A 23,022-nucleotide genomic window follows, 5' to 3' on the forward strand; every position below is an offset into this window, starting at 1 on the left:
GCGGCGACGGCGCTTCTAGGAGCGATGCGGGTCGCGACACACGCCCCGCCTTCCCCGGTCGTCATCCCGGCGCAGTCCGGGATCCAACTATGAGAGAGGAGGTGCCTGGAGCATGGTCGCGCCAGACGCACCGGATGTGGCGTGGGTGCGCTTGCGCTGTGGGTTGGGTCCCGGCGTTCGCCGGGATGACGGTGTTGGTTGTGGGCGGCGACGGGGTTTGTAGGAGCGATGCAAGTCCGTAGGGCGGGTCTTGACCCGCCATTGCCATGTGCCCGCCTGCGATGGCAACCGAGCGGCCCGCCCTCTCTGATCGTCATCCCGGCGGACGCCGGGATCCAACTTTGAGGGAGGAGGTGCGTGGAGCATGGGCGCGCCCGACGCACCGGGTGTGGCGTGGGTGCGCATGTGCTGCGGGTTGGGTCCCGGCGTTCGCCGGGATGACGGTGTTGGTTGTGGGCGGCGACGGCGTTTGTAGGAGCGACGCGAGTCGCGAAGCACAGATTGCCTGGTTGCCGCGTTGGCTGGAGGCCAGGATTTCCTGGCTTCGCGACTTGCGTCGCTCCTACAGGGGGGCGCGGCGTTGGCCGGGTGCGCTTGCGCTGTGGGTTGGGTCCCGGCGTTCGCCGGGATGACGGTGTTGGTTGTGGGCGGCGACGGGGTTTGTAGGAGCGACGCGAGTCGCGAAGCAGGCATTGTCTGATTGCCCGCCAGGTTGGAGGCCATGGTTTCGTGGCTTCGCGACTGGCGTCGCTCCTACAGGGGCCGCGGCGTTGGCCGATGACGGCGGTCGGTCGGCTTCACCTGCGTTGGGCGGCGTCGGGGGTGCGGGATGGCAATGGCGGGCCGGGGCCCGCCCTATGTTGCTTCCCGGTTGCCCCGCTACTCGCGGAACGCCTGCCAGGTGGCTTCGGCGCGGCAGAACACGCCGCCGCGCTGGCGCATGCCGCTGGCCAGCCATACCGCCGACACCTGGTCGATCGGCAGGTCCAGCACGCGCCACTGGATGCCCAGCGAACCGGGCGCCACCGTGGCCAGGCGATCGGGTTGCGACAACAACGCCGGCAGCGACTGGCGCTCGCGCACCGGCGTGTCGGCCAGCGCGTGCAGGGCGATGCCCAGCAGGCCCAGTTCCTCCAGTGGCTCGCCGCCCAGGCCGCTGACCAGGTAGTCCAGGTGCAGGCCGACCTCGGGCCGCGCCCGGCGGCCGTCCGGGCCCAGCACCGGCACCGCGCGCACCAGCGGCTGCAGGCCGACCCGGAACAGATGGATGGACAGGCCCGAGACTTCCTCGCCCTCGGGCGAAGGCGGCCCCACCAGTACCGCCGTACCGGCGGGCAAGGCAGACTGGATCAGGCCACGCAAGGCATCCGTGGCAACTGCAATCAACTGGTCCGACGACATGGCGACTCCCCTCGCTGCGTTCAGTGGGCCGACAATAACCGAGTAGCGGGCCGCGCGCCCATGGTCACGACGGACCCGGCGCCTGCCCTTGCCCGCCTACGGCGGCGGCTGCAGGTAGCGGGCCGCCGACAGCTCACCGACCTTCTGGCCCATCTCGCGCCCCACTTCGGTGGAGGTGCGGAAATGCACGCCGTCGTAGATGCGGGCCTCGGACACTTCCAGCACGAACGCGTCGATGTCCTTCCACTCGCGGCGCGCGCCATTGGCCGTATAGCTGGTCGTGGCCAGCACCGGCAGCGGATCGCTGCCCACTTCGGCCTTCAGCACCGCACCCATCGCCGCCGACACGATGCAGTGCGCGCACGGGTACTCCGGATGCATGGGCGTGTCGATGAAGGGCAGCCACGAGGGGTCGCGCACGGTGGCTTCATTGACGTCGCGGTCGCCATTGCGGATGGCGGTGATCGGCCGCCAGAAGTTGTAGTGGTACTTGGCTTCGAACACCGCGATGAGGGCATCGTCCATGGCCTGCGCCACCGCCATCATCAGGCGCGCGTTGCGGGTGGGTTCGCGCCCGGGCTGGTCGGCCACCGACTGCACCACCCCGTAATAGATGATCGGCATGTTGGCTTCCCAGAAATGCGCCAGGTCGGTCTGCGCCTGGGTGCGGGCGGTGCTGGTCTTGCCGCCCAGCGACTTGATCTCGTTGTAGTCGCGCGCCCAGGTTTCACTGGACATGGCCGGCGGCGGGCCGGGCCGCAATTGCGCGGCGTTTTCCAGCAACCACGGCGTGCGCTGCGGCCAGTTCGGCACGGCGGGCAACGAGGTGGGCACGTACACGCCGGGCTGGGTGGCGGGGCGGTAGCTTTCCACCGGCTCGATCACATCGTTGGCCCGCGCGGCCACCACCGCCGCGGCGGCCAGCTTGCCGACCTGGATGCCGTCACGCTTGCCCTTGCCGTCGGCGATGCGCTCCAGCGCGGCCTCGTAGGCGGCCTTGACCGCCGGCGCCTGCTCCACCGGCAGCAGGCGCAGCAGCATGACGTAGTTGGCCGAGGCCACCGCCGCGTTCAACGACGCGCCCGCGGGGGCCTTCACCAACGGCTTGTTGGCCGGGTATTCCCTGGTGATGGCATTGACCGCCACGTAGACCGCGGTCTGCACCTGCGCCAACGCCCGGTTGGCCAGCGGCGGCGGGAACTTGGCCTCGGTGGCGACCTGGGTGGCGATGCGGTTCCAGTCGGTGACCACGTCGGCGCGGGCGCGCGGCGCGGCCAGGACGGCGGCCAGCAGGAGCAATGCAGCGGGAATATTCGCGGACGCGACACGGGTGTGGACGACATTCAAGCGGGCGGCATTCATGCAGACTCCTTGGGTGGCCTTCCAGTCACAACGTCCTGCACGAAATGCCCAGGACACCGCAGCTTGCACCATCAGCCGGTTGGGTGTGCGGATGCTGCACGCAAGGCCGCCGCGCCTGCGCTACCAGATGAGGTCGTCGGGGACCTTGAAGCGGCTGTAATAGTCGTCGTCGCTGCCTTCTTCTCCACCGCCGTCCCCGGCCGCGGGCGTGCCGTGGTCCAGCACCACCATGGACGTGTCGCGGGCCAGCACCTGGTCGGCGGCCAGGCGCGGGATCAGGGCGTAGCCCTGGCCGTGGCGGACGATGACCAGGTTGCCGACCGCCAGCTGCGCGCGCACGGTCTCGTTGACCAGCACGTTCCTGATCACGCCGGCATCGGTGAAGCCGTAGGCGATTTCGCCCTCGGGCTTGAGCCGGTTCTGTTCGACGATCTGGCGCGCCTGCGCACGCTGTTCCTGCAGGCGCGCCTGCGCATTGCGTTCTGCCGACAGCGCGCGGTCGCGCTCGGCTTTTTCCAGGCGCGCGCGCTCGGCTTCCAACTGTTCGGCGCTGGCCTTGGGCCCGGACTTGCCATGGCGCTGTTTGGCCTGCTCGCGCGCCACTTCGGCCAGCTTGGATTTCTTGGCCAGGCCGGCTTTCAGGAGTTGTTCCTGGAGGGGGTTACGCATGGGCTTGCTGATCCTGATGCAACGCTACTGATTTGGCACGGCCGGCAGCGGGTCGGTCAAGCGTCGCGCGCAGCCGTGGCTGCCTGCAGCGCCGTCGAACGACAGGCTGCCGGTGAAGGGAAATGCGGCGCCGGACATGTCGTCCTGGCACGCCTTGTCGGTGACCGTCACCTCCAGCGTGCCGCCCGCATCGCGAGCGAGCACGTGGCGGCCGGTGGCGCTGACTTCGTTGCTTTCCACCACGAGCTTGCGTTCGCCGTCCGCTCCGGCCAGCGCCAGCGACGCGCCATCCACCCTGGCCTGCCAGAACGGTTCGTTGGTGGAGACGATGAACCCGGCGGGCACGGTCGAGAGATCCGCTGCGGGAGCGGCGACGGGAAGCGGATTGGTTGCTGGCAAGACGGGTGCCACCGGATCAGTGGACGCGGCGGGCGCTGGCGCGGGGCGATCGGCACAGGCCGACAGGCAGGCGGCGGCCAGGATCAACAGGGTTCGGCTGTACACGTTATGTCCTCTGCGCATTGGGTCGGCGGGTCGATGCCATCAGTGCACTACGGCTGTCTGCTTTTCATCGCCCGAGCATCTGTACAAGCAACTCGTCCCGGGTCATCTCGCGGTGCAAGGCCACATCGCCAAGGATCGAAGCAAGCGTTCCGACTTTCAACGGCGAATGATCGGGAATGGTGAGGGCGTGGGGCCTGGGTTGGTCGCACTGCAGGCGGATGTGACTGCCTGACTGGCGCACCACGCGATAGCCCAGGTGTTGCAGCGCCTTGATCAGTTCGGGAGCGTCCATGTCCCGGGGCAACTTCATGCAGCCAGCACCTCGTCCCTGACGTAATGCAAGCGGATCACCGCAGGCCCTTCGCCCTCCGGGAAATGACAGCGCACCGCGTCGCGCACTTCCTCGCGCAATGCCTCCAGGGTCTCGGCCTGGGTAAAGATGGATTCCCCAAGGGCCCGGGCTGTCAGGCCTCCCTCGGGGGCTTCCTCGACCAGGAATACGATTTCGCTCATGGGGATCTCCCTGCCTGCGGCCATATTACGCCGGATCACATATTCCGCCGGTATTCCCCGCCCACGTCGTAAAGCGCATGGCTGATCTGGCCCAGGCTGTGGGTCTTGACCGCTTCCACCAGCGCCTCGAACACGTTGCGGCGATCACGCGCCGTGGCCTGCAGGTAGCCCAGGCCGTGGCCGTCGTGGACCTCCTGGTCTTCCGATTCCACCACGTGGCCGTGCGAGGTCTCGCCGGCCGGGGCCAGCGCGTTGCGCGACTGCTGCCAGCCGAGCACGTTGGCGATCTGCTGGCCCTTCTCTTCCTCGGTCGAACGGATCAGTTCGATCTCGGTGATCACTTCGCCGGCGTGCTCGCGCGGCAGGAAGGTGTTGACGCCGACCAGCGGCAGGCTGCCGTCGTGCTTTTTGTGTTCGTAGTACAGCGACTCTTCCTGGATCTTGCCGCGCTGGTACATGGTGTCCATGGCGCCGAGCACGCCGCCGCGTTCGCTGATCGCCTCGAATTCCTTGTACACCGCTTCTTCCACCATGTCGGTCAGGTAGTCGACGGCGAAGCTGCCCTGCCACGGGTTCTCGATGAAGTTGAGCCCCAGTTCCTTGTTGATGATCATCTGGATGGCCACGGCGCGGCGCACGCTTTCTTCGGTGGGCGTGGTGATGGCTTCGTCGTAGGCGTTGGTGTGCAGCGAATTGCAGTTGTCGAACAGCGCGTACAGGGCCTGCAGCGTGGTGCGGATGTCGTTGAACTGGATTTCCTGCGCGTGCAGCGAGCGACCCGAAGTCTGGATGTGGTACTTCATCATCTGGCTGCGCTCGTTGGCGCCGTAGCGCTCGCGCATGGCGCGGGCCCAGATGCGGCGGGCGACGCGGCCGATGACCGTGTATTCCGGGTCCATGCCGTTGCTGAAGAAGAACGACAGGTTGGCGGCGAAGTCGTCGACCTTCATGCCGCGCGCCAGGTAGTACTCGACGATGGTGAAGCCGTTGCTCAGGGTGAAGGCGAGCTGGCTGATCGGGTTGGCCCCGGCCTCGGCGATGTGGTAACCGGAGATCGACACCGAATAGAAGTTGCGCACGCCGTTGTCGACGAAGTACTGCTGGATGTCGCCCATCATGCGCAGTGCGAATTCGGTGCTGAAGATGCAGGTGTTCTGCGCCTGGTCCTCTTTCAGGATGTCGGCCTGCACGGTGCCGCGCACGGTCTTCAGGGTCTGCGCCTTGATCCGCGCGTAGGTCCCGGCATCGACCACCTGTTCGCCGGTCACGCCCAGCAGGCCCAGGCCCAGGCCGTTGTTGGTCGGCGGCATTTCGCCGTGGTAGACCGGACGCTGGCGGCCTTCGAACAGCGCTGCGATTCTTGCTTCCGCCTGCCTCCAGCGTTGTTCGTCCTCGCGCAGGTACAGCTCCACCTGCTGGTCGATGGCGGTGTTCATGAACATCGCCAGGATCATCGGCGCCGGGCCGTTGATGGTCATCGACACGCTGGTGGTGGGCGAGCACAGGTTGAAGCCCGAATACAGCTTCTTCATGTCGTCCAGCGTGGGGATGTTGACGCCTGAGTTGCCGATCTTGCCGTAGATGTCCGGGCGCGGCGCCGGGTCCTCGCCATACAGGGTGACGCTGTCGAAGGCGGTGGACAGGCGCGCGGCCGGCTGTCCGACGCTGAGGTAATGGAAGCGCCGGTTGGTGCGTTCGGGCGTGCCTTCGCCGGCGAACATGCGGATGGGATCTTCGCCGGTGCGGCGGTACGGATACACGCCACCGGTGTAGGGATAGCTGCCCGGCAGGTTTTCCTTGCCGAGGAAGGTCAGCAGCTCGCCCCACGACTTGTAGGTGGGCGCGGCGATCTTGGGAATCGGCTGGTGGCTGAGCGAGGTGGTGTAGTTGTCGCCGGTCACCGCCTTGCCGCGCACCTCGTAGCTGAAGTGCTCGTCGGTGATCGACTTCAGGCGCTGCGGCCACTCGCGCAGCAGCTTGAGGTTCTCACTGGTCAGCGACTGCACGGCGTCCTGGTAGCGCTGGCGCAGGGTCAGCAGGGAGCGGTCGACCTGCGCGTCTTCTGTGGGCAGGGCTTTTGTGGGAGGGGCTTCAGCCCCGACGCTTGTGCCTGTCGGGGCTGAAGCCCCTCCCACAAGAACCAGATCATCGGCGGCATAAAGATCCAACGCCTTTGGCAGCTTCCAGTCACCGATCTCGCGCAGCGATTCCCACAGGTGCTGCGCGCGGCTGGCGGTTTCCGCCTGCTGCTCGACGGCCTTGTTGATGCCGCGGCCCTGCTCGGCGATTTCGGCCAGGTAGCGCACGCGTGCGCCGGGGATCAGCACGGTGGCGCGCGGCTCCTTCAGCGAAGTGTCCAGTTGCGGCGTCCACTTGGCGGCGGGCAGCGAGAGCTTGTCGCGCAGCAGGCGGCACAGGTTGACGAACATCCAGCTGATGCCGGGGTCGTTGAACTGGCTGGCGATGGTGGGATAGGCCGGCACGTCCTCGTCGGCGGTCTGGAAGGCGACGCGGTTGCGCTTCCACTGCTTGCGCACGTCGCGCAACGCGTCCTCGGCGCCGCGCTTGTCGTACTTGTTGAGCACGATGAGCTCGGCGAAATCCAGCATGTCGATCTTTTCCAGCTGGCTGGCCGCGCCGTATTCGCTGGTCATCACGTACATGGGGAAATCGACCAGGTCGACGATCTCCGAATCGCTCTGGCCGATGCCCGCGGTCTCGACGATGACCAGGTCATAGCCCAGTCCCTTCAGGAAACCGATGCAGTCCTTCAACACCCGGTTGGTCGCGGCATGCTGGCGGCGCGTGGCCATCGAGCGCATGTACACGCGATGGGACCTCAACGAGTTCATACGGATGCGGTCGCCCAGCAGCGCGCCGCCCGTGCGGCGGCGGGTGGGATCGACCGAGATCACCGCGATGCGCATCTGCGGGAAGCTGGCCAGGAAACGGTTGAGCAGTTCGTCGGTGACCGAGGACTTGCCGGCGCCGCCGGTGCCGGTGATGCCCAGGACCGGGGTGGAGCGTGCAGCGTGGATGGATACAGGAGCATGGGCAGGCCCGGCCGCCCATTGCTTGCGCAGCTTCTCCAACTCCGCTTCGGTGAAGCTGCCGTCCTCGATGGCACTGAGCACGCGGCCTATTCCGATCTCGTCGGCGATATCAGGCATGGAGGGAAGCAAGCCCTTGCCCTTGGCCATTTCCCCTTCGCGCGCCACCGAGGCGCGCTCGACCACGTCCTCGATCATCTCCACCAGGCCCATCTTCATGCCGTCGTTGGGGTGGTAGATGCGCTCGACGCCGTAGGCCTGCAGCTCGCGGATTTCCTCGGGGGTGATGGTGCCGCCGCCGCCGCCGAACACGCGGATGTGCGCGGCGCCGCGTTCGGCCAGCATGTCGACCATGTACTTGAAGTATTCGACATGGCCGCCCTGGTAGGACGACAGCGCGATGGCGTCGGCGTCTTCCTGCAGCGCGGCGCGGACCACGTCCTCGACGCTGCGGTTGTGGCCCAGGTGGACCACTTCGGCGCCCTGCCCCTGGATCAGGCGGCGCATTATGTTGATGGCCGCGTCATGGCCGTCGAAAAGACTGGCGGCGGTGACGAAACGCAGCGGCGTGTGATCGCTCTGCGCGGCGGGAAGATTGGATGCTGGCGTGCTCATGCGCGCGCTCTCTTGCTTCTGGACAGGCGCCGATTGTAGCGGCCGGCGCGTTATGCACCCATGCGCCCGAAGTGGGGTGGGCTTCCATGCCCACCCGTATGCATCGCCTTCTGGGAGGGTCAGGCGATACCAAACGGCAGTTCAAGGGTGGAGACCACGCGATCGCCAACGCATTCGCCGGCCAGGAAACGCAACGCATCGGCGATGACCTCCGGCTGCGACGCAATGCGGTGGTGGCCGAGCCCGGTGGTGCTGAGCAGGCGCGCCTGCGGCCAGTAGCGCGCATAGCGTTCGCCTTCGGCCCACGGCACTTCGCGGTCCTCGATGTCGTGCACGACCAGCGCGGGGCGCGCGATGTATGGCACGTTGAGGTGCGCCTGCATGCCGGCCACGGGGATGCGGAAGCGTCTTTCGAATTCGTCGAACAGGTGGCTGCGCAGCGACGGCGCCAGGCCGACCGCGCTGCCGAAACGATCGGCCGCGGCCAGCGGATCGGCCGCCGGCGCGATCAGCACGGTGCGTTCGACCTGCAACCCGCGCGCCAGCGCCAGCATGGTGGCGGCGCCACCCAGGGAATGGCCGATGACGGCATGCAGCGGACCGTAGTGCCTGCCGACCTGGAACAGCGTTTCCGCGAACGACGGCAGCGTGGCGCGTCGACCGCTGCTGCGTCCGTGGGCCAGCTGGTCGAAGGTGGCAACCGCGTAACCGGCCTGTCGCAGTGCGCCGATCCAGGGAGCGAAGCGCAGGCCGTAGCTGGACCAGCCATGGGCCAGCAATACCAGCGGCTGGGTGGACGGGTCGCCCCAGGTGTAGGTGGCCACCTGGTACGGGCCGTGCTCCAGCACCTGCATGCGCGCGCCCAGGGTGTCGGCGGCAAGTGCCTTTTCGCGGGCGCCGGGCATGGGCGTGCCGAACAGGCGGAAGGCACGATGCAGGGTTGCCCGCGGCATCAGCCAGCCGCCTACGGCGAAACCGATGCGCATGCCGGTGTAGCGGAGCGAGGAAAGAAGTGGTTTTAGTACGACCGTGCTATTTACGGGCCGAATGATGGCAGCCATGGCAGGTTCCTCGGTTGATCAGGGGGAATAGGAAGTGATGAGGCGCTCGAACGAACGACGGGCCAGCGCCTCGGCCGTGGCTGGATCGCGCAGGCGGGCGTTGTGCAGGCCTTCGGCCAGCGCCGCAAGCTCGAAGGCCATGAGTTCGGGGTCGGTATCGGCGGCCAGCTCGCCGGTCTCGATGCAATGGCCGACGGCCTTGGCCAACTGCTGGTGCCATTCGGCCAGCCAGCCGACGATCTGGTCGCGCATGGCGCCGGGACGACCGTCGTACTCGCCGGCGGCGCCCAGGATCACGCAGCCTTCTTCATTGGCCAGCACCCAGTCGAACCAGCCACCGACGATGGCGCGCAGCCGCCGCAGGCCACGCGGCTGCGACAGTGCGGGCCGCACCACGGTGTCGGTGAAGCGCTGCGCCGTCCAGTCCAGCACGCTGCGCTGCAGGTCCTCGCGCGAGCCGAAGTGGGCAAATACGCCGCTCTTGGACATGCCCACCGCCGTGGCCAGCTCGCCGATGGACAACCCTTCCAGGCCATTCCGGCGGGCGATGCCGAAGGCGCGCTCGACGATCAGCTCGCGGGTGGCGGTGCCCTTGGTAGTGGTGGCTGCAGGCGTCATGGCGAGAATAAATAGCACGACCGTTCGTTTCATTCAATGCCGCCCGTCGGCATGTTTGATTGGCGTTGCCGGACCCGGCGGCGCCCTGTCCCGGCCACCGCCGAGGACCGCGGAACGGCACAAGGTGACTGCGATACCCGTCACGGCGATTGGATTAGACTGTGCCGGCGCGACGCCCCTGCCCGTTTCCGGCAACGTCGCTTTTTTGTTTGCAGTCAATCCCTTAGGCAAAGTTCCTGGCAATTTGCAGCAGCCAGCAGGCAGCGCAATTCGGAGCCCTCCCCATGATTTTCGAAACCCTCGACACGTCCGGCCACGAACAGGTGGTGTTCTGCAACAACAAGGACGCCGGACTCAAGGCGATCATCGCCATCCACAGCACGGTGCTCGGCCCGGCCCTGGGCGGCGTGCGCATGCGACCGTATGCCAACACCCAGGATGCCCTGACCGACGCCCTGCGGCTCAGCCGCACCATGACCTACAAGAACGCGCTGGCCGGCCTGAACGTCGGCGGCGGCAAGGCGATCCTGATCGGCAACCCGTCGGTGGACAAGACCGAGACCGTGTTCCGGGGTTTCGGCCGCTATGTCGACTCGCTGGGTGGCCGCTACATCACCGCCGAGGACATGGGCACCGACGTCAACGACATGGAAAACGTGTACCGCGAGACCGAATACGTGGTCGGCGTGCACCAGGTGCATGGCGGTTCCGGCGATCCGGCCCCGTTCACCGCCTACGGTGCGTTGCAGGGACTGATGGCTACCTTGAACCGCAGGTTCGGCAACGAGGAAATCGGCAAGTACAGCTATGCCGTGCAGGGCCTGGGCCACATCGGCATGGAATTCGTGAAGCTGCTGAAGGAACGCGGCGCGAAGTTGTTCGTCGCCGACCTCAACCCGGCGCTGGTGGAACGCGCGGTGGAGGAATACGGCGCCGAGGCGGTCAAGCCCGACGAGATCTACGACCTTCCGGTCGACGTGTTCTCGCCATGCGCATTCGAGTACGCCTTGAATGCCGAAACGCTGCCGCGGCTGAAGGCCAAGGTCATCTGCGGCACCGCCAACAACCAGATGTCGCACGTCACCGGCGATGAAGCGGCCCGGCGCGGCATCCTGTATGCGCCCGACTATGCGGTCAACGCCGGCGGCGTGATGAACGTGTCGCTGGAGATCGACGGCTACAACCGCGAACGCGCGATGCGCCTCATGCGCAACATCTACCACAACGTCGGCAAGATCTTCGAACTGTCCGAACGCGAGAACATCGCGCCGCAGTACGCCGCCGACCGCATCGCCGAGGCGCGCATCGCCTCCATCGGCAAGCTGAAACTGCCGCTGGGACGCACCGCGCCGCGTTTCATGGGACACCTGCGCGGCGAACACTGACGTTCGCTTCGCAAGGCCGCACAGGAGGGAGGACCGGATGCGACCCGCTTCAATAGCTACGTTCCCGCTAGGGGAAGAAATAGACGCGTTGCGCGACGCCGTGCAGCGCTTTGCCGACAGCGAGATTGCACCGCGCGCCGAGGCGATCGACCACGACAATGCATTCCCGCAGGACCTGTGGCCCAAGCTGGGCGAACTGGGTTTGCTGGGCCTGACCGTGCCCGGCGAATACGGCGGCAGCGACATGGGCTACCTGGCCCACCTGGTGGCGATGGAGGAGATTTCCCGGGCTTCGGGTTCGGTCGGCCTGAGCTATGTGGCCCATTCCAACCTGTGCGTTTCCAATCTCTATTCCAACGGCACCGAAGCCCAGCGCCAGCGTTACCTGCCGAAGCTGTGCACCGGCGAATGGAAGGGTGCGCTGGCGATGAGCGAACCGGGCGCCGGCTCGGACGTGGTGGGTTCGATGAGTTGCCGTGCGCTACGGCGCGGTGACGCCTGGGTGGCCAACGGCAGCAAGATGTGGATCACCAACGGCCCCGAGGCCGACGTGCTGGTGGTGTACATGCGCACCGCCGGCAAGGAGGCTGGTTCAAAGTGCATCACCGCCTTCCTGGTCGAGAAGGGCATGCACGGTTTCCGCACCGCCCAGAAGCTGGACAAGCTGGGCATGCGCGGCAGCAACACCTGCGAGCTGGTGTTCGAGGACTGCGAGATCCCGCATGAGAACGTGCTGGGCCAGGTCGACAATGGCGTCAAGGTATTGATGACCGGCCTCAATACCGAGCGCCTGGTGATCACCGGCGGGCCACTGGGGCTGATGCAGGCCGCGCTGGACGCCGCCCTGCCCTATGTGCGCGAGCGCAAGCAGTTCGACGCGGCCATCGGCACCTTCGGATTGATGCAGGGGAAGATGGCCGACATGTATACCGCGCTGCAATCCAGCCGCGCCTACGCCTACCAGGTGGGGCGCGACTACGACGCCGGGCATGTGTCGCGGGCCGCGGCCGCCGGCTGCCTGCTGCACGCTTCGGAAGCCTGCGTGCAGGTCGCGCTGGAGGCCATCCAGGCCCTGGGCGGCAATGGCTATATCAACGAGTATCCGACCGGCCGGCTGCTGCGCGACGCCAAGCTGTATGCCATTGGCGCCGGCACCAACGAGATCCGGCGCATGCTGATCGGCCGCGAGTTGTTCGAAGGCCGCGGCTGAGGTTGCGCGGCAGGCGCCACGACGCCTGCCGATCCCCTGGTCCGCTCAGGCGCCCAGGTCAGAAGCCGTAGGCCAGTTCCAGGGCAACGGCGCGGGCCGGGCTGGTGGCGCCGACACGCTGGTCATAACCGAGCGACAGCCTGCCGTGCCGCAGCAGCTGCAGGTCCAGGCCCAGGCCAAGCAGCCCGCTGGAATCGCGCGCATCTGCCCCCAGCAACGGCGACCAGGACGGCACGCCGACGAAGCTGGCGTCGAATACCAGTCCCTGGCCTGCCAGGAACTGCTGCCATTCACCGTAACCCCTCAGGGTCAGCTGGCGCCCGTCGGCCAGCCGCCAGGCGCGTTCGGCGCGGATTCCGGCCAGCCCCTGGGTGCGCTGGCCACGGCTGTCGCGCGTTGCCAGGCCGAAACCATCCACGCCGCCTTCGCTGAATCCATTGCGATCGACCTGGGTGTGTTCCGCACCCAGGTAGGCGGTCACGTCGGCCGTGGCCGGGTCGAACAGGTGGTAGCCGGCCTCGACGCTGGCGGAGCTGAAATTGCCCGAATAGGCGGTGGCCGTGCCGCGATACCGTTCGCCCAGCAGCAGGCTGCGCTCGGTATGCCGGTCATAGCGGCCGAAGCCGAGCTGGCCCAGTGCATAGGCGCTTCCCTGGGTGGCGCCCAGGTAGAACTGCGCATGGGTCTGGCGGTCGCGGCTGTTGTCCAGCCCGGCCCCGCGCCTGCCGCGCACCTGGGTTTCACCGAAAGCGAAACCGGCGACACCCTGCCGGCCCCATCGCGCTTCCTGGCCCAGCATCCAGCCCGCGGTATCGAAACTGCTGCCGGCATAACTTCCGCTGCCCGGCCCGCCCAGCGCCTGGTACCAGGCCCCGCGTGGGGCCGCCTGCGGTTGGCCGCTGAAATGAGTGGACAGGGCGCGGCGATTCAGCCCGACCGCGTCGTAGGTCATCGCGTCGGCCACTGCATGCAGCTCGCCAGACAGGCTCTGCAACGAGGCCAGGGCCTGCGCCTGGCTGGTGGCCGCCTGGAACCGGCCCGCCGCGGCGATGAAATCAGCGGAGATTCCACCGCCCTCGCGTGGCTGGGCATCGATCAGGCCGAAGGCATCCTCCACGCGTTGCGCCGATCCCAGCGACACCGAACTGATGTTGCCCATGGCCATCGCCGCGGCCGCTACGTTGAGGCGGGTGATGTTCAACCACACGTGGGTGGCGGTGTAAGCCAGGGAGCCGTCCAGGAACACGGTGGGTGCGGCGGTCAGGCTGGCGAACCGGCCCACGATGGCGTTGGCGGCCAGGATGTTCTCGCTGCCGGTAGCCACATAGCCGGGTTTGGTGCCCAGCACATGCAGTTCGCCGTCCAGGTACGCCGTGCCGCCCACGTACAGCGGCGAGGACAACAGCACCGCCATCCGTGCCTGGCTGCCCTGGTAGTAATCCCCGGTCACGTTGAAGGCAGGCTGGTCCAGCCGCAGGGTGCCGTTGTTGCGGAGTTCCGCCACCCGCGCATAGCCCGACAGCGTGCCGGCAGGCCCCACGCTGACCTTCGAGGCAAGCGTGTTGTTGTCGCTGATGCGCAGCTCGCCACCGAGCACCTGGGTCGGCCCGCTGTAGGTGCTTGAACTTGCCAGCACCAGGGTGCCCGTGCCCTGCTTGACCAGGCCGCCGGCGCCGCTGATCGCATTGCCCCAGGTGGAGGTGCCGCCGCTGAAGTTGGCGGTCACATCGCCCCAGTCGAAGCGCGCGGGCCCCAGCACTGCCCTGCCCACGTTCAACGCGCCCTGCCCGAATACCGCGTCGACGCCCGGGGCACCCAGGTCAGTGGCGGTGCCCAGCAGCGTTTGCCGGACCAGGTCGTTGTTGAAGTAGGGAAATGCCTGCCATACCAGCGCCGCGGCGCCCGATACCTGGGGTGCCGCCAGGGAGGTGCCACTCCAGCTCCAGTAGGTGGGCGAAGCCGGCGCGTCGTTGGTGCCGGTGACCACCACCTTGCCGGGGGCGGCAAGGCAATAACGCATCGCCAGGCCACAGGCATTGGAGTAACTGGCCAGTTGCGTGGGGTTGTCGGTGTCCAGCGCCGCTACCGCCAGCCAGCCCCGCTCCAGGTCCGCTGCCGGGAAGCCGCCGCCGGTGCCCGGCTGGCTGGGCAGTGCCGCCATGTCCGATGGATTGGGCCTGGTCTCGTTCCCGGTGGCAAACACCACCAGGCCATCGTTGGCGAATATGAAGTCGCGGTATTCGCTGGCAATGGGTGCGGTGGCCGCGGGGTTGGTCCAGTACAGGCCACCCCAGGAATTGTTCATGATGCGGGCGCCGCGATTGATGAGGTCGCGATGGACGGAAGCCAGGCCCAGCGCGCCATTCACTTCATTGCCCTGGCCCGAACCATCATCCACCGGCGGCTTGTCTGAAATGATCCGTGCCGACACCAGGTTTGCGCCTGGCGCGATGCCGCCCGGCCACGCCCCGAACGGCTTGCCTGCGATGATCTGCGATACCGCCGTGCCATGGCCATCGACGTCATCGATGCTCAGGTTGTTGGGTGGCGAGCTGATGTAGTTGAGGTTGGCGATGACCCGCCCGGCCAATGCCGGGTGGTTGCGGTTGATGCCGCTGTCGACCACGCCGATGGTCACTCCCTGGCCGGTGAAACCGGCCGCATGCGCAGCCGCCGTGTTGGTCAGCAGCAGATGCTTGCCGTAGGCGGGATTGGGCGCTTCCACCACCGGCGGCGTCGGCGGTACCGGCGGCGGGGCGGCGGGCGGCGGATTGACCCGGACAGTGCTGCCTCCTCCCCCTCCCCCGCACGCAACCAGGGCCAACGCCAGCATGCAGGCGCACGCCACCTTGTCAATCTGCTTCGAACGCATTCCTTTCCCCCTCGCGTCGTGTTGCCTGACCGGGGCAATGCCCACGCGCGCCCTTGGACCGGAATCTACACCCAAACACCGCAATTTCCGCCAGCCCTTGCAGGCGTGCCTGCAGTCTCATTTGCCGCTGGGTCGGCGGGCCGCGATAATCGGCCGACAAACCCCCGCAGGAGCATCACCATGTCCGACATCGTCATCGCCGCTGCCAAGCGCACCGCGATCGGTTCCTTCCTCGGCCAGTTCACTGGCGTGCCCACCCCGACACTTGGCGCCGCCGCAATCTCCGCCGCGCTGGAACAGTCCGGCATTGCCGCCGCCGATGTCTCCGAAGTGATCATGGGCTGCGTGCTGCCGGCCAACCTGGGCCAGGCGCCCGCCCGCCAGGCGTCACTGGCCGCCGGCCTGCCGACGTCCGTCGGCTGCACCACCATCAACAAGGTCTGCGGCTCGGGCATGAAGGCGATCATGCTGGGCCACGACCTGATCAGGGCCGGTTCGGCCAGCATCGTGGTTGCCGGCGGCATGGAGTCGATGACCAACGCCCCGCACCTGCTGCCCAACTCCCGCACCGGCAACCGCTTCGGCAACTTCCAGGCCGTGGACCACATGTCATGGGACGGCCTGGTCAATCCCTATGACGGCCAGGCCATGGGCGTATTCGCCGATGCGACTGCCGAGAAGCATGGCTTCAGCCGGGAAGCGCAGGACGCCTACAGCATCGAATCGGTGAAGCGTGCCCAGGCGGCGCAGGCCTCGGGCGCCTTCAACGACGAGATCGTCGCGGTCAAGGTCAGCACCCGCAAGGGCGAGGTCGAGTACGCCACCGACGAGCAGCCGGGCAAGTCCGACGTCAGCAAGATCCCGGGACTGAAACCTGCCTTCAACAAGAACGGCACGGTCACCGCCGCCAGCTCGTCCAGCATCTCCGACGGCGCCGCGGCCACCATCCTGCTGAGCGCCGAGGAAGCGGCCAAGCGCGGCATCGCCCCGCTGGCCCGCATCGTCGGCCACAGCACTTTTTCCCAGGAGCCGCAGTGGTTCACCACGGCGCCGGTGGGCGCAATTGAAAAACTGCTCAAGCAGGTCGGCTGGAAGGTCGAGGACGTGGACCTGTTCGAGATCAACGAGGCGTTCGCCGTGGTCGCCATGACCCCGATCCAGGAACTGGGAATCCCGCACGCGAAGGTGAACGTCAATGGCGGCGCCACGGCGCTCGGCCACCCGATCGGTGCCTCCGGTGCCCGCCTGGTGGTGACGCTGGTACATGCGCTGCGTGCCCGCGGAGGCAAGCGCGGAATCGCCTCCCTGTGCATCGGCGGCGGCGAAGCCACTGCGATAGCGATCGAAATAGTGTGACAAAACCGTACGTTATGTTACGTTTAACGAAGCGTTGACAAAAATAACTGCGCAACCGCTTGACAGCCGAATCCGGATTGTCATCATGTCACCCGGCGCGCAATAGCGCGTTGCCAACTAAACGACGAGGAAATTCCAAAATGACCATCAACAAGACGCTGATCGCGCTGGCTCTGGGCCTGGCCCTGGCCGCTTGCTCGAACAAAGAGCAGGCTGCTGACGCCGCGACCGACGCTGCTGCCACCGCCACCGAAGCCCAGGCTGCTGCTGACGCTGCTGCCGCCACCGGCGCTGCCACGGCCGACGCTGCCCAGACCTCCGCCGACGCTGCCGCCCAGGCTGCTGACGCTGCTGCCACCGCCGCTACCGACGCTGCTGCTGCCCCGACCGCCGCTGCTGCTGACGCCGCTGCCGACACGGCCGAAGCCGCTGCCGACACGGCCGAGCAGGCTAAGGACGCTGCAGAAGAAGCCAAGAAGTAATATCGAAAGATATAGCTTCCGCTTTTCGTAGAACAAGAAGGTCGTCGGCGCATGCCGGCGGCCTTTTTCACTATCAGGCCGGGACCATGGCTCACCAGACTTCGCCTGCGTTGCCGATCTGTTGTTCCCATCACTTCCGGAGATAAACATGAAGACCAAGCTCATTGTCCTGCTGGCCGCTTCCGTACTGGCCCTCAGCGCCTGCACCAAGTCCGAATCCGACCAGGCCGCCAACGACGCTGCTGCAACCGCCGACCAGGCTGCGGCGCAGGCTGACCAGGCCGCGACGGCCGCCACCGACTCCGCGGTTGCCGCGACCGACTCTGCCGCTGCCGCCGCCGATTCGGCCGCCGCCTCGGTGACCGACGCCGCCAACACCGCCGAGAACGCCGTGCAGGGCGCCGCCGCCACCAGCGCCGATGCGGTTGCCGACGCTGCCCAGGCCACTGCCGACAAGGCTGCCGAAGCCGCCGACAAGGCCGAAGCTGCCGCCAAGAAATAAGCCACGGGCCACGGCCGGCGACTGCATTCCAACAAGGCCCGCAACCGCGGGCCTTGTTGCGTCTGGGGCTTTCGGGGATCGGGTTGTATCCTTGCTGCCTCCTCACAGCAGGCTCCGATCGTATGTCGGTACTGACTTCGCAACTCGATCCCCGCTCTGCCGACTTCATCGACAACGCCGCCTATCACCGCGCCCTGGTGGACGAACTGGACCGCCGCCTTGTCCGCGCCGCCGAAGGGGGCGGCGCCAGGGCCCGTGACAAGCACACCGAGCGCGGCAAGCTGCTTCCCCGCGACCGCATCACCGCCCTGCTGGATCCCGGCTCGCCGTTCCTTGAAATCGCGCCGCTCGCAGGCGAGGACATGTACGACGGTGCAGCGCCAGGTGCCGGCATGGTCGCCGGCATTGGCCGGGTGCAGGGCCTGGAAGTCGTGGTCGTGGCCAACGATGCGACCGTCAAGGGCGGCACCTATTTCCCGATGACGGTGAAGAAGCACCTGCGCGCGCAGGAAATCGCGCGCGAGAACCGCCTGCCCTGCATCTACCTGGTCGATTCCGGCGGCGCCTTCCTGCCCCTGCAGGACGAGGTCTTTCCGGACCGGGAGCACTTCGGCCGCATCTTCTACAACCAGGCCCGCCTGAGCGCGGAGAACATCCCGCAGATAGCCGTGGTGATGGGCAGCTGCACGGCAGGCGGCGCCTATGTGCCCGCCATGTGCGACGAGAGCATCATCGTCAAGGAACAGGGCACCATTTTCCTGGGTGGCCCTCCGCTGGTGAAGGCGGCAACGGGCGAAATAGTCGATGCCGAAGCCCTCGGTGGCGCCGACGTGCACACCAGCGTCTCCGGCGTCGCCGACCACTTCGCCGAGGACGACCGCGATGCCCTGCAGATCGCCCGCAACCTGGTCGGCAACCTCAACCGCATCAAGACACTGGCCGTGGCGGTCCGCCCCAGCGAGGAACCGCTGCATGCGGCACATGAGCTGTATGGCATCGTGCCGAAGGACACCCGCCGGCCGTTCGACATCCGCGAGGTCATCGCCCGCATCGTCGACGGTTCCCGCTTCGACGAGTTCAAGGCGCGCTACGGCAAGACCCTGATCACCGGTTTCGCCCACCTGCACGGCTACCCGGTCGGCATCATCGCCAACAACGGCATCCTTTTCGCCGAGAGCGCGCTCAAGGGCGCGCACTTCATCGAGCTGTGCAACCAGCGCGGCATCCCGCTGGTGTTCCTGCAGAACATCACCGGCTTCATGGTCGGCAGGAAGTACGAGAACGCCGGCATCGCCAAGGACGGGGCCAAGATGGTGACCGCCGTGGCGTGCTCGTCGGTTCCCAAGTTCACCGTGGTCATCGGCGGCAGCTTCGGCGCCGGCAACTACGCCATGTGCGGACGTGCCTACGGCGCGCGCTTCCTGTGGATGTGGCCGAACGCGCGGATCAGCGTGATGGGCGGCGAGCAGGCCGCCAGCGTGCTGGCAACGGTGCGCCGCGACGGCATCGAGGCCTCGGGGAAGGCATGGTCCGCCGAAGAGGAAGAGGCCTTCAAGGCGCCGATCCGCGACCAGTACGAATCCCAGGGCAGCCCCTGGTATGCCACGGCCCGCTTGTGGGACGACGGCATCATCGATCCTGCGGATACGCGACGCGTATTGGGGCTGGCGATCTCCGCTTCGTTGAACGCGCGGATCGAGCCGGCCAGGATCGGCGTATTCAGGATGTAATGGAATGAAACCGGCGGCTGGATACTTCTGACCGGCATGTGTGCATGTGTAAGTGTTTACCTGAAGTCCCTTGGCCAAGTGTGCGCTGCACTGGGCGTTTGGTGAGCCAAGTCACAGCACGAACGTGGCCGCGAGGCGATAGTCTGCAATCCCCCGTACTTTGCTGGAGCCATACCGATGTCTATCTGGAAGGATCAGAACCCCGCCCGAAAGGATTCGATCCCGCTGCCACCCGAGCCCGTGACACAGCGCGACCCGCCTGCGGCGGCCGATTTCTCGCCCACCACCACGGCCCCGCCGCGCCCGGCACCGGTCGCCAGCAACGAGCGCGAACTCAAGGAGTCGCTGATTGCCGCTGACCTGACCATCGAGGGCAAGATCGAGGGCACGGGTCATATCCGCATCGCCGGCAAGTTCAAGGGCGACGTCAACGTGCAGGGCGACCTGACCATCGAAACAGGCGCCAAGTTGAACGGCGGCGTGCGGGCCAAGAAGGTCACCATCGCCGGCGAGCTGGAAGGCAATATCGAGTCCGCCTCCCGCGTCGAGTTGCTGAGTTCGGGCGTGATCATCGGCGACCTGAAGGCCGGCTCACTCACCGTTGCAGCGGGTTCCCGCATGCGCGGACAGGCCGACTTCGGCTGGGAAGAAACCAAGGCCACCTCCGGTAAATCCGGCAGCGCCAACAAGGATGCAGGCAACGACGCGGCTTCATGAGCACGCCGCGTCCGGGCACGGCGGGCGCCACACGCAGTTGCCCGCACTGCAAGACCACTATCCTGGAGAGCGCAAGCGTCTGTCCGGCGTGCAAGCATCATCTCCGCTTCGATGAGGCGGCAGTCACGGCCAAACGCGTCGCGGAAACCATCGTGCCCCTGCGCGTGCAGGGCACGGTCCGCCATCCACCCGATGGCGGTCCCTGGGAATACACGGTGGTGCTGACGATCAGGAACGACCGTGGCGACGAGATTGCGCGCCATGTGGTGGGCGTGGGCGCGATGCAGCTCAACGAGGAACGCACTTTCACCCTTGCCGTGGAAGCAGTGCCGCGCAATGACCTGAAGGGCTTGCGCGGACGCAGGGATCACTGAGCGGGCCAGGCCCGCGCAGAAGTTGCAGGACGTCGCAGGAGCGACGCGAGTCGGCAAACTGACAGAAGGAAAGGAAGCGCTGCTTCCTTGATGGCAGTTCGCGGCTTGCGTCGCTGCTGCGGTTGCCCCGGGGCTTCTTTTACGGGGCCGGGTCAGCGCTTTGGGGTTGCCGGCCCGCAGTTGTCGCAGCCACCACAGGCGCCGTCACCCGATTGCGCCACGGGCGAGATCCGCAGCCCGATCGCACGCGCCCACGCGGGCCGGCCCTGCCGCAACAACGGCAATGCCAATGCAACGCGCAGCTTGCGCACGCTGCCCGGGAACTGCTTGCTGGCCACCACCCAGGCGCTCACCACCACGGCAAGCGCAATGACCACGTACTGCAGCAGCAGCGACGTACTCACCCTGCCCCCAGCAGCACCGCGACCTGGTAGGTCACGAACGAGGCGCCATACGCCAATGCGAACAGGTAGATGGTGGCAAAGGACATCTTCCGCCACGAGTTGGTCTCGCGCTTGATCGTGGCCAGGGTGGAAATGCACATCGGCGCATAGATGAACCACACCAGCAGCGACAGCGCGGTGGCCAGTGACCAGCCATCGGAGATCAGCGGCGTCAGCGCCCGGGCGGCGGCATCGTCATCGACCGCCGACAAGGCGTACACGGTGGCCAGTGAAGACACGGCCACCTCGCGCGCCGCCATGCCCGGGATGAGCGCGATGCAGATCTGCCAATTGAAACCGATGGGCGCGAAGATGGCGGTCATCGCATGGCCGATGCGGCCGGCGAAGCTGTAGTCGATCGCCGGCAGGGTCGCGTCCAGCGGCGCGGCCGGGAACGAGAGCAGGAACCACAGCAGGATGGTCAGCGCCAGGATGATGCCACCGACCCGGCGCAGGAAGATCCAGGCGCGTTCCCACAGCCCGATCAGCAGGTCGCGCGGATGCGGGATGCGGTAGGACGGCAACTCCAGCAACAGCGGATGTTCGCTCTTGTCGCGACGCCATTTCTTCATCACCCACGACACCAGCAATGCGCTGAGCACGCCGGCGGCATACAGGCCGAACAACACCAGCCCCTGCTGGTTGAACACGCCCCAGACCTTTTTCTGCGGAATGAAGGCACCTATCAGCAGCGCGTAAACCGGCAGGCGCGCCGAACACGTCATCAGCGGCGCGACCAGGATGGTGGCCAGCCGGTCACGTGGATCCTGGATCGAGCGCGTGGCCATGATGCCGGGGATGGCACAGGCAAAGCTCGACAACAGCGGAATGAAGGAGCGCCCGGACAGGCCCGCCGAAGCCATCATCCGGTCGAGCAGGAACGCGGCCCGCGGCAGGTAGCCGGATTCCTCCAGCGCGAGGATGAAAGCGAACAGGATCAGGATCTGCGGCAGGAACACGATCACCCCGCCAAGGCCGGCGATGATGCCATCGACCAGCAGGCTGTTCAGTGGACCGGCCGGCAACGCCGCACCCACCGCCCCGCCCAGCCCGCCGGTGCCGGCATCGATCAGGTCCATCAGTGGCTTGGCCCAGGCGTACACGGCCTGGAAGATCAGGAACATCACCACCGCCAGCGCCAGCAGGCCGAACACCGGATGCAGCAGCCAGCGGTCCAGTGCATCGTCGACCCTGGCGGTACGCGTGGGCATGCTGACCGCCGCCGAAAGCAGGCGGCGGGTTTCCTGGTGCAGGTCGGCCCCTTCGGCCAGTTGCCTGCGGGGCGCATGCGGTTGCGCGGCCATGCCCTCGATTTGCCCAAGCAGCTCGCTGGCGCCATTGCGCCTGACCGCGACGGTCTCCACTACCGGCACGCCCAGTTCGCGTTCCAGCAGGGCCAGGTCAATTGTGACGCCGCGACGGCGGGCCACGTCGGCCATGTTCACCGCCAGGATCATCGGCTTGCCCAGCTCGCGCACCTCCAACGCAAAGCGCAGGTGCAGGCGCAGGTTGGTCGCGTCGACCACGCATACCAGTACGTCGGGGGCCGGCTCGCCGGGCAGGAACCCACGGCAGAGGTCACGGGTGATCGCCTCGTCCAGGCTGGCCGCATGCAGGCTGTAGGCGCCGGGCAGGTCCAGCAACGCGTAATGGCGTCCGCTGGCGCCCTGCAGGCGCCCTTCCTTGCGTTCCACGGTGACACCGGCGTAATTGGCCACCTTCTGCCGGCTGCCGGTCAGCTGGTTGAACAGCGCGGTCTTGCCGCAGTTCGGGCTACCGACCAGTGCAAGCCTCAGGGGAACCAGCGCGCTCATGCGGTTTTTCCCCCGGCGTGCAGTCGCACGCGCGCCGCTTCCGAACGGCGCAGTGCGAAACGGGTGAAACCCACCTGCACCAGCAGCGGTTCGCCACCCAATGGGCCTTCCGCCACGACCTCGACCTGCTCGCCGGCCACGAAGCCAAGCTCGCGCAGGCGGCGGGCGATGTTGTCGTTGGGAGTGATGTCGTCCACGGATTCAACGATGGCGGGGTTGCGCCTGGGCAGGTCGTTCAGGGTCACGGAGCCACCAAATAGGAACTGTTCTCATTCTATCATCGGTGGGGCGCAATCGCCTTGCCGGCGCCACCGGCTATCATTCGGCCTCGCCGCCGGGAGGGT

21 protein-coding genes are annotated in these 23,022 nt (G+C 66.9%); 8 read left to right on the plus strand and 13 right to left on the minus strand.

The features are described from left to right. Positions 1-879: 879 nt before the first annotated feature. The 9 genes from DT603_RS01680 to DT603_RS01720 all read right to left on the minus strand — a co-directional run bounded on the left by DT603_RS01680 (position 880) and on the right by DT603_RS01720 (position 9,793). Complete coding sequence (locus DT603_RS01680) at positions 880-1,401, minus strand: Pvc16 family protein (protein WP_162348107.1); 522 nt, start codon at positions 1,399-1,401, stop codon at positions 880-882. A 96-nt stretch (positions 1,402-1,497) separates the two neighbouring features. Continuing rightward, complete coding sequence (locus DT603_RS01685; RefSeq protein WP_211368230.1) at positions 1,498-2,763, minus strand: vanadium-dependent haloperoxidase; 1,266 nt, start codon at positions 2,761-2,763, stop codon at positions 1,498-1,500. A 120-nt stretch (positions 2,764-2,883) separates the two neighbouring features. After that, on the minus strand, positions 2,884-3,432 hold the full coding sequence (locus DT603_RS01690; protein WP_162348108.1) for a DUF2058 domain-containing protein: 549 nt from the start codon (positions 3,430-3,432) through the stop codon (positions 2,884-2,886). Between the two features lie 24 nt (positions 3,433-3,456). Beyond that, positions 3,457-3,936 (minus strand): hypothetical protein, encoded by a 480-nt coding sequence (locus DT603_RS01695; protein WP_162348109.1) that lies wholly within the window; start codon positions 3,934-3,936, stop codon positions 3,457-3,459. A 64-nt stretch (positions 3,937-4,000) separates the two neighbouring features. Continuing rightward, a complete protein-coding gene (locus tag DT603_RS01700) occupies positions 4,001-4,246 on the minus strand; it encodes a type II toxin-antitoxin system HicA family toxin (RefSeq protein ID WP_162348110.1) in 246 nt (81 codons plus the stop codon). After that, positions 4,243-4,449, minus strand: a complete 207-nt coding sequence (locus DT603_RS01705; protein WP_162348111.1) for a 2-oxoisovalerate dehydrogenase — start codon at positions 4,447-4,449, stop codon at positions 4,243-4,245. Before DT603_RS01705 ends, DT603_RS01700 begins: the two co-directional genes overlap by 4 nt. Positions 4,450-4,484: 35 nt before the next feature. Next, positions 4,485-8,114 carry a methylmalonyl-CoA mutase family protein gene (locus DT603_RS01710; protein ID WP_162348112.1) on the minus strand — a complete coding sequence of 1,210 codons (3,630 nt, stop codon included), beginning with the start codon at positions 8,112-8,114 and terminating at the stop codon, positions 4,485-4,487. A 119-nt stretch (positions 8,115-8,233) separates the two neighbouring features. Continuing rightward, positions 8,234-9,175, minus strand: coding sequence for an alpha/beta hydrolase (locus DT603_RS01715; protein WP_162348113.1), 942 nt, complete (start codon positions 9,173-9,175; stop codon positions 8,234-8,236). An 18-nt stretch (positions 9,176-9,193) separates the two neighbouring features. Further along, on the minus strand, positions 9,194-9,793 hold the full coding sequence (locus DT603_RS01720) for a TetR/AcrR family transcriptional regulator (RefSeq protein WP_162348114.1): 600 nt from the start codon (positions 9,791-9,793) through the stop codon (positions 9,194-9,196). Positions 9,794-10,077: 284 nt separating this feature from the next. Here DT603_RS01720 and DT603_RS01725 point away from each other — a divergent pair, with 284 nt between their 5' ends. Next, positions 10,078-11,178: a Glu/Leu/Phe/Val family dehydrogenase gene (locus DT603_RS01725; RefSeq protein WP_162348115.1), complete on the plus strand. Its 1,101-nt coding sequence runs from the start codon at positions 10,078-10,080 to the stop codon at positions 11,176-11,178. A gap of 37 nt (positions 11,179-11,215) precedes the next feature. After that, entirely contained in the window at positions 11,216-12,388 is a 1,173-nt protein-coding gene (locus tag DT603_RS01730; RefSeq protein WP_162348116.1) for an acyl-CoA dehydrogenase family protein, read from the plus strand. A 58-nt stretch (positions 12,389-12,446) separates the two neighbouring features. On the opposite strand, the gene DT603_RS01735 is transcribed toward DT603_RS01730, so the two are convergent. Further along, on the minus strand, positions 12,447-15,260 hold the full coding sequence (locus DT603_RS01735; RefSeq protein ID WP_162348117.1) for an autotransporter serine protease: 2,814 nt from the start codon (positions 15,258-15,260) through the stop codon (positions 12,447-12,449). A 180-nt stretch (positions 15,261-15,440) separates the two neighbouring features. Between DT603_RS01735 and DT603_RS01740 the strand changes: the two genes are divergently transcribed. The 6 genes from DT603_RS01740 (at position 15,441) to DT603_RS01765 (ending at position 20,421) form a co-directional block, all read left to right on the plus strand. Continuing rightward, entirely contained in the window at positions 15,441-16,616 is a 1,176-nt protein-coding gene (locus tag DT603_RS01740; RefSeq protein WP_162348118.1) for a thiolase family protein, read from the plus strand. Positions 16,617-16,756: 140 nt separating this feature from the next. Continuing rightward, entirely contained in the window at positions 16,757-17,098 is a 342-nt protein-coding gene (locus DT603_RS01745; protein WP_162348119.1) for a hypothetical protein, read from the plus strand. A gap of 148 nt (positions 17,099-17,246) precedes the next feature. Beyond that, positions 17,247-17,600, plus strand: a complete 354-nt coding sequence (locus DT603_RS01750; RefSeq protein WP_162348120.1) for a hypothetical protein — start codon at positions 17,247-17,249, stop codon at positions 17,598-17,600. Positions 17,601-17,722: 122 nt separating this feature from the next. Beyond that, on the plus strand, positions 17,723-19,330 hold the full coding sequence (locus tag DT603_RS01755) for a carboxyl transferase domain-containing protein (RefSeq protein ID WP_162348121.1): 1,608 nt from the start codon (positions 17,723-17,725) through the stop codon (positions 19,328-19,330). Positions 19,331-19,507: 177 nt separating this feature from the next. After that, complete coding sequence (locus tag DT603_RS01760; protein WP_162348122.1) at positions 19,508-20,047, plus strand: bactofilin family protein; 540 nt, start codon at positions 19,508-19,510, stop codon at positions 20,045-20,047. Beyond that, a complete protein-coding gene (locus DT603_RS01765; protein WP_162348123.1) occupies positions 20,044-20,421 on the plus strand; it encodes a hypothetical protein in 378 nt (125 codons plus the stop codon). The genes DT603_RS01760 and DT603_RS01765 overlap by 4 nt, the downstream gene beginning before the upstream one ends. 152 nt (positions 20,422-20,573) lie before the next feature. On the opposite strand, the gene DT603_RS01770 is transcribed toward DT603_RS01765, so the two are convergent. From DT603_RS01770 to DT603_RS01780, 3 genes are read right to left on the minus strand one after another with little or no spacing between them, the layout of a single operon-like run. Next, positions 20,574-20,825, minus strand: a complete 252-nt coding sequence (locus DT603_RS01770) for a DUF6587 family protein (RefSeq protein ID WP_162348124.1) — start codon at positions 20,823-20,825, stop codon at positions 20,574-20,576. Further along, positions 20,822-22,678: a ferrous iron transport protein B gene (gene feoB, locus DT603_RS01775; protein ID WP_162348125.1), complete on the minus strand. Its 1,857-nt coding sequence runs from the start codon at positions 22,676-22,678 to the stop codon at positions 20,822-20,824. Before feoB ends, DT603_RS01770 begins: the two co-directional genes overlap by 4 nt. Further along, positions 22,675-22,923, minus strand: a complete 249-nt coding sequence (locus tag DT603_RS01780) for a FeoA domain-containing protein (RefSeq protein ID WP_162348126.1) — start codon at positions 22,921-22,923, stop codon at positions 22,675-22,677. The genes feoB and DT603_RS01780 overlap by 4 nt, the downstream gene beginning before the upstream one ends. Between the last annotated feature and the right edge of the window lie 99 nt (positions 22,924-23,022).

The sequence above is a fragment of the Pseudoxanthomonas gei genome, from assembly GCF_010119615.1.
GTDB lineage: Bacteria > Pseudomonadota > Gammaproteobacteria > Xanthomonadales > Xanthomonadaceae > Pseudoxanthomonas_A > Pseudoxanthomonas_A gei.

What these genes read in the sequence shown, in the direction of transcription:
- DT603_RS01680 (WP_162348107.1), bottom strand. Translation starts at nt 1,401, where the DNA reads ATGTCGTCGGACCAGTTGATTGCAGTTGCCACGGATGCCTTGCGTGGC.
- DT603_RS01685 (WP_211368230.1), bottom strand. Translation starts at nt 2,763, where the DNA reads ATGAATGCCGCCCGCTTGAATGTCGTCCACACCCGTGTCGCGTCCGCG.
- DT603_RS01690 (WP_162348108.1), bottom strand. Translation starts at nt 3,432, where the DNA reads ATGCGTAACCCCCTCCAGGAACAACTCCTGAAAGCCGGCCTGGCCAAG.
- DT603_RS01700 (WP_162348110.1), bottom strand. Translation starts at nt 4,246, where the DNA reads ATGAAGTTGCCCCGGGACATGGACGCTCCCGAACTGATCAAGGCGCTG.
- DT603_RS01705 (WP_162348111.1), bottom strand. Translation starts at nt 4,449, where the DNA reads ATGAGCGAAATCGTATTCCTGGTCGAGGAAGCCCCCGAGGGAGGCCTG.
- DT603_RS01710 (WP_162348112.1), bottom strand. Translation starts at nt 8,114, where the DNA reads ATGAGCACGCCAGCATCCAATCTTCCCGCCGCGCAGAGCGATCACACG.
- DT603_RS01715 (WP_162348113.1), bottom strand. Translation starts at nt 9,175, where the DNA reads ATGGCTGCCATCATTCGGCCCGTAAATAGCACGGTCGTACTAAAACCA.
- DT603_RS01720 (WP_162348114.1), bottom strand. Translation starts at nt 9,793, where the DNA reads ATGACGCCTGCAGCCACCACTACCAAGGGCACCGCCACCCGCGAGCTG.
- DT603_RS01725 (WP_162348115.1), top strand. Translation starts at nt 10,078, where the DNA reads ATGATTTTCGAAACCCTCGACACGTCCGGCCACGAACAGGTGGTGTTC.
- DT603_RS01730 (WP_162348116.1), top strand. Translation starts at nt 11,216, where the DNA reads ATGCGACCCGCTTCAATAGCTACGTTCCCGCTAGGGGAAGAAATAGAC.
- DT603_RS01735 (WP_162348117.1), bottom strand. Translation starts at nt 15,260, where the DNA reads ATGCGTTCGAAGCAGATTGACAAGGTGGCGTGCGCCTGCATGCTGGCG.
- DT603_RS01740 (WP_162348118.1), top strand. Translation starts at nt 15,441, where the DNA reads ATGTCCGACATCGTCATCGCCGCTGCCAAGCGCACCGCGATCGGTTCC.
- DT603_RS01745 (WP_162348119.1), top strand. Translation starts at nt 16,757, where the DNA reads ATGACCATCAACAAGACGCTGATCGCGCTGGCTCTGGGCCTGGCCCTG.
- DT603_RS01750 (WP_162348120.1), top strand. Translation starts at nt 17,247, where the DNA reads ATGAAGACCAAGCTCATTGTCCTGCTGGCCGCTTCCGTACTGGCCCTC.
- DT603_RS01755 (WP_162348121.1), top strand. Translation starts at nt 17,723, where the DNA reads ATGTCGGTACTGACTTCGCAACTCGATCCCCGCTCTGCCGACTTCATC.
- DT603_RS01760 (WP_162348122.1), top strand. Translation starts at nt 19,508, where the DNA reads ATGTCTATCTGGAAGGATCAGAACCCCGCCCGAAAGGATTCGATCCCG.
- DT603_RS01765 (WP_162348123.1), top strand. Translation starts at nt 20,044, where the DNA reads ATGAGCACGCCGCGTCCGGGCACGGCGGGCGCCACACGCAGTTGCCCG.
- feoB (WP_162348125.1), bottom strand. Translation starts at nt 22,678, where the DNA reads ATGAGCGCGCTGGTTCCCCTGAGGCTTGCACTGGTCGGTAGCCCGAAC.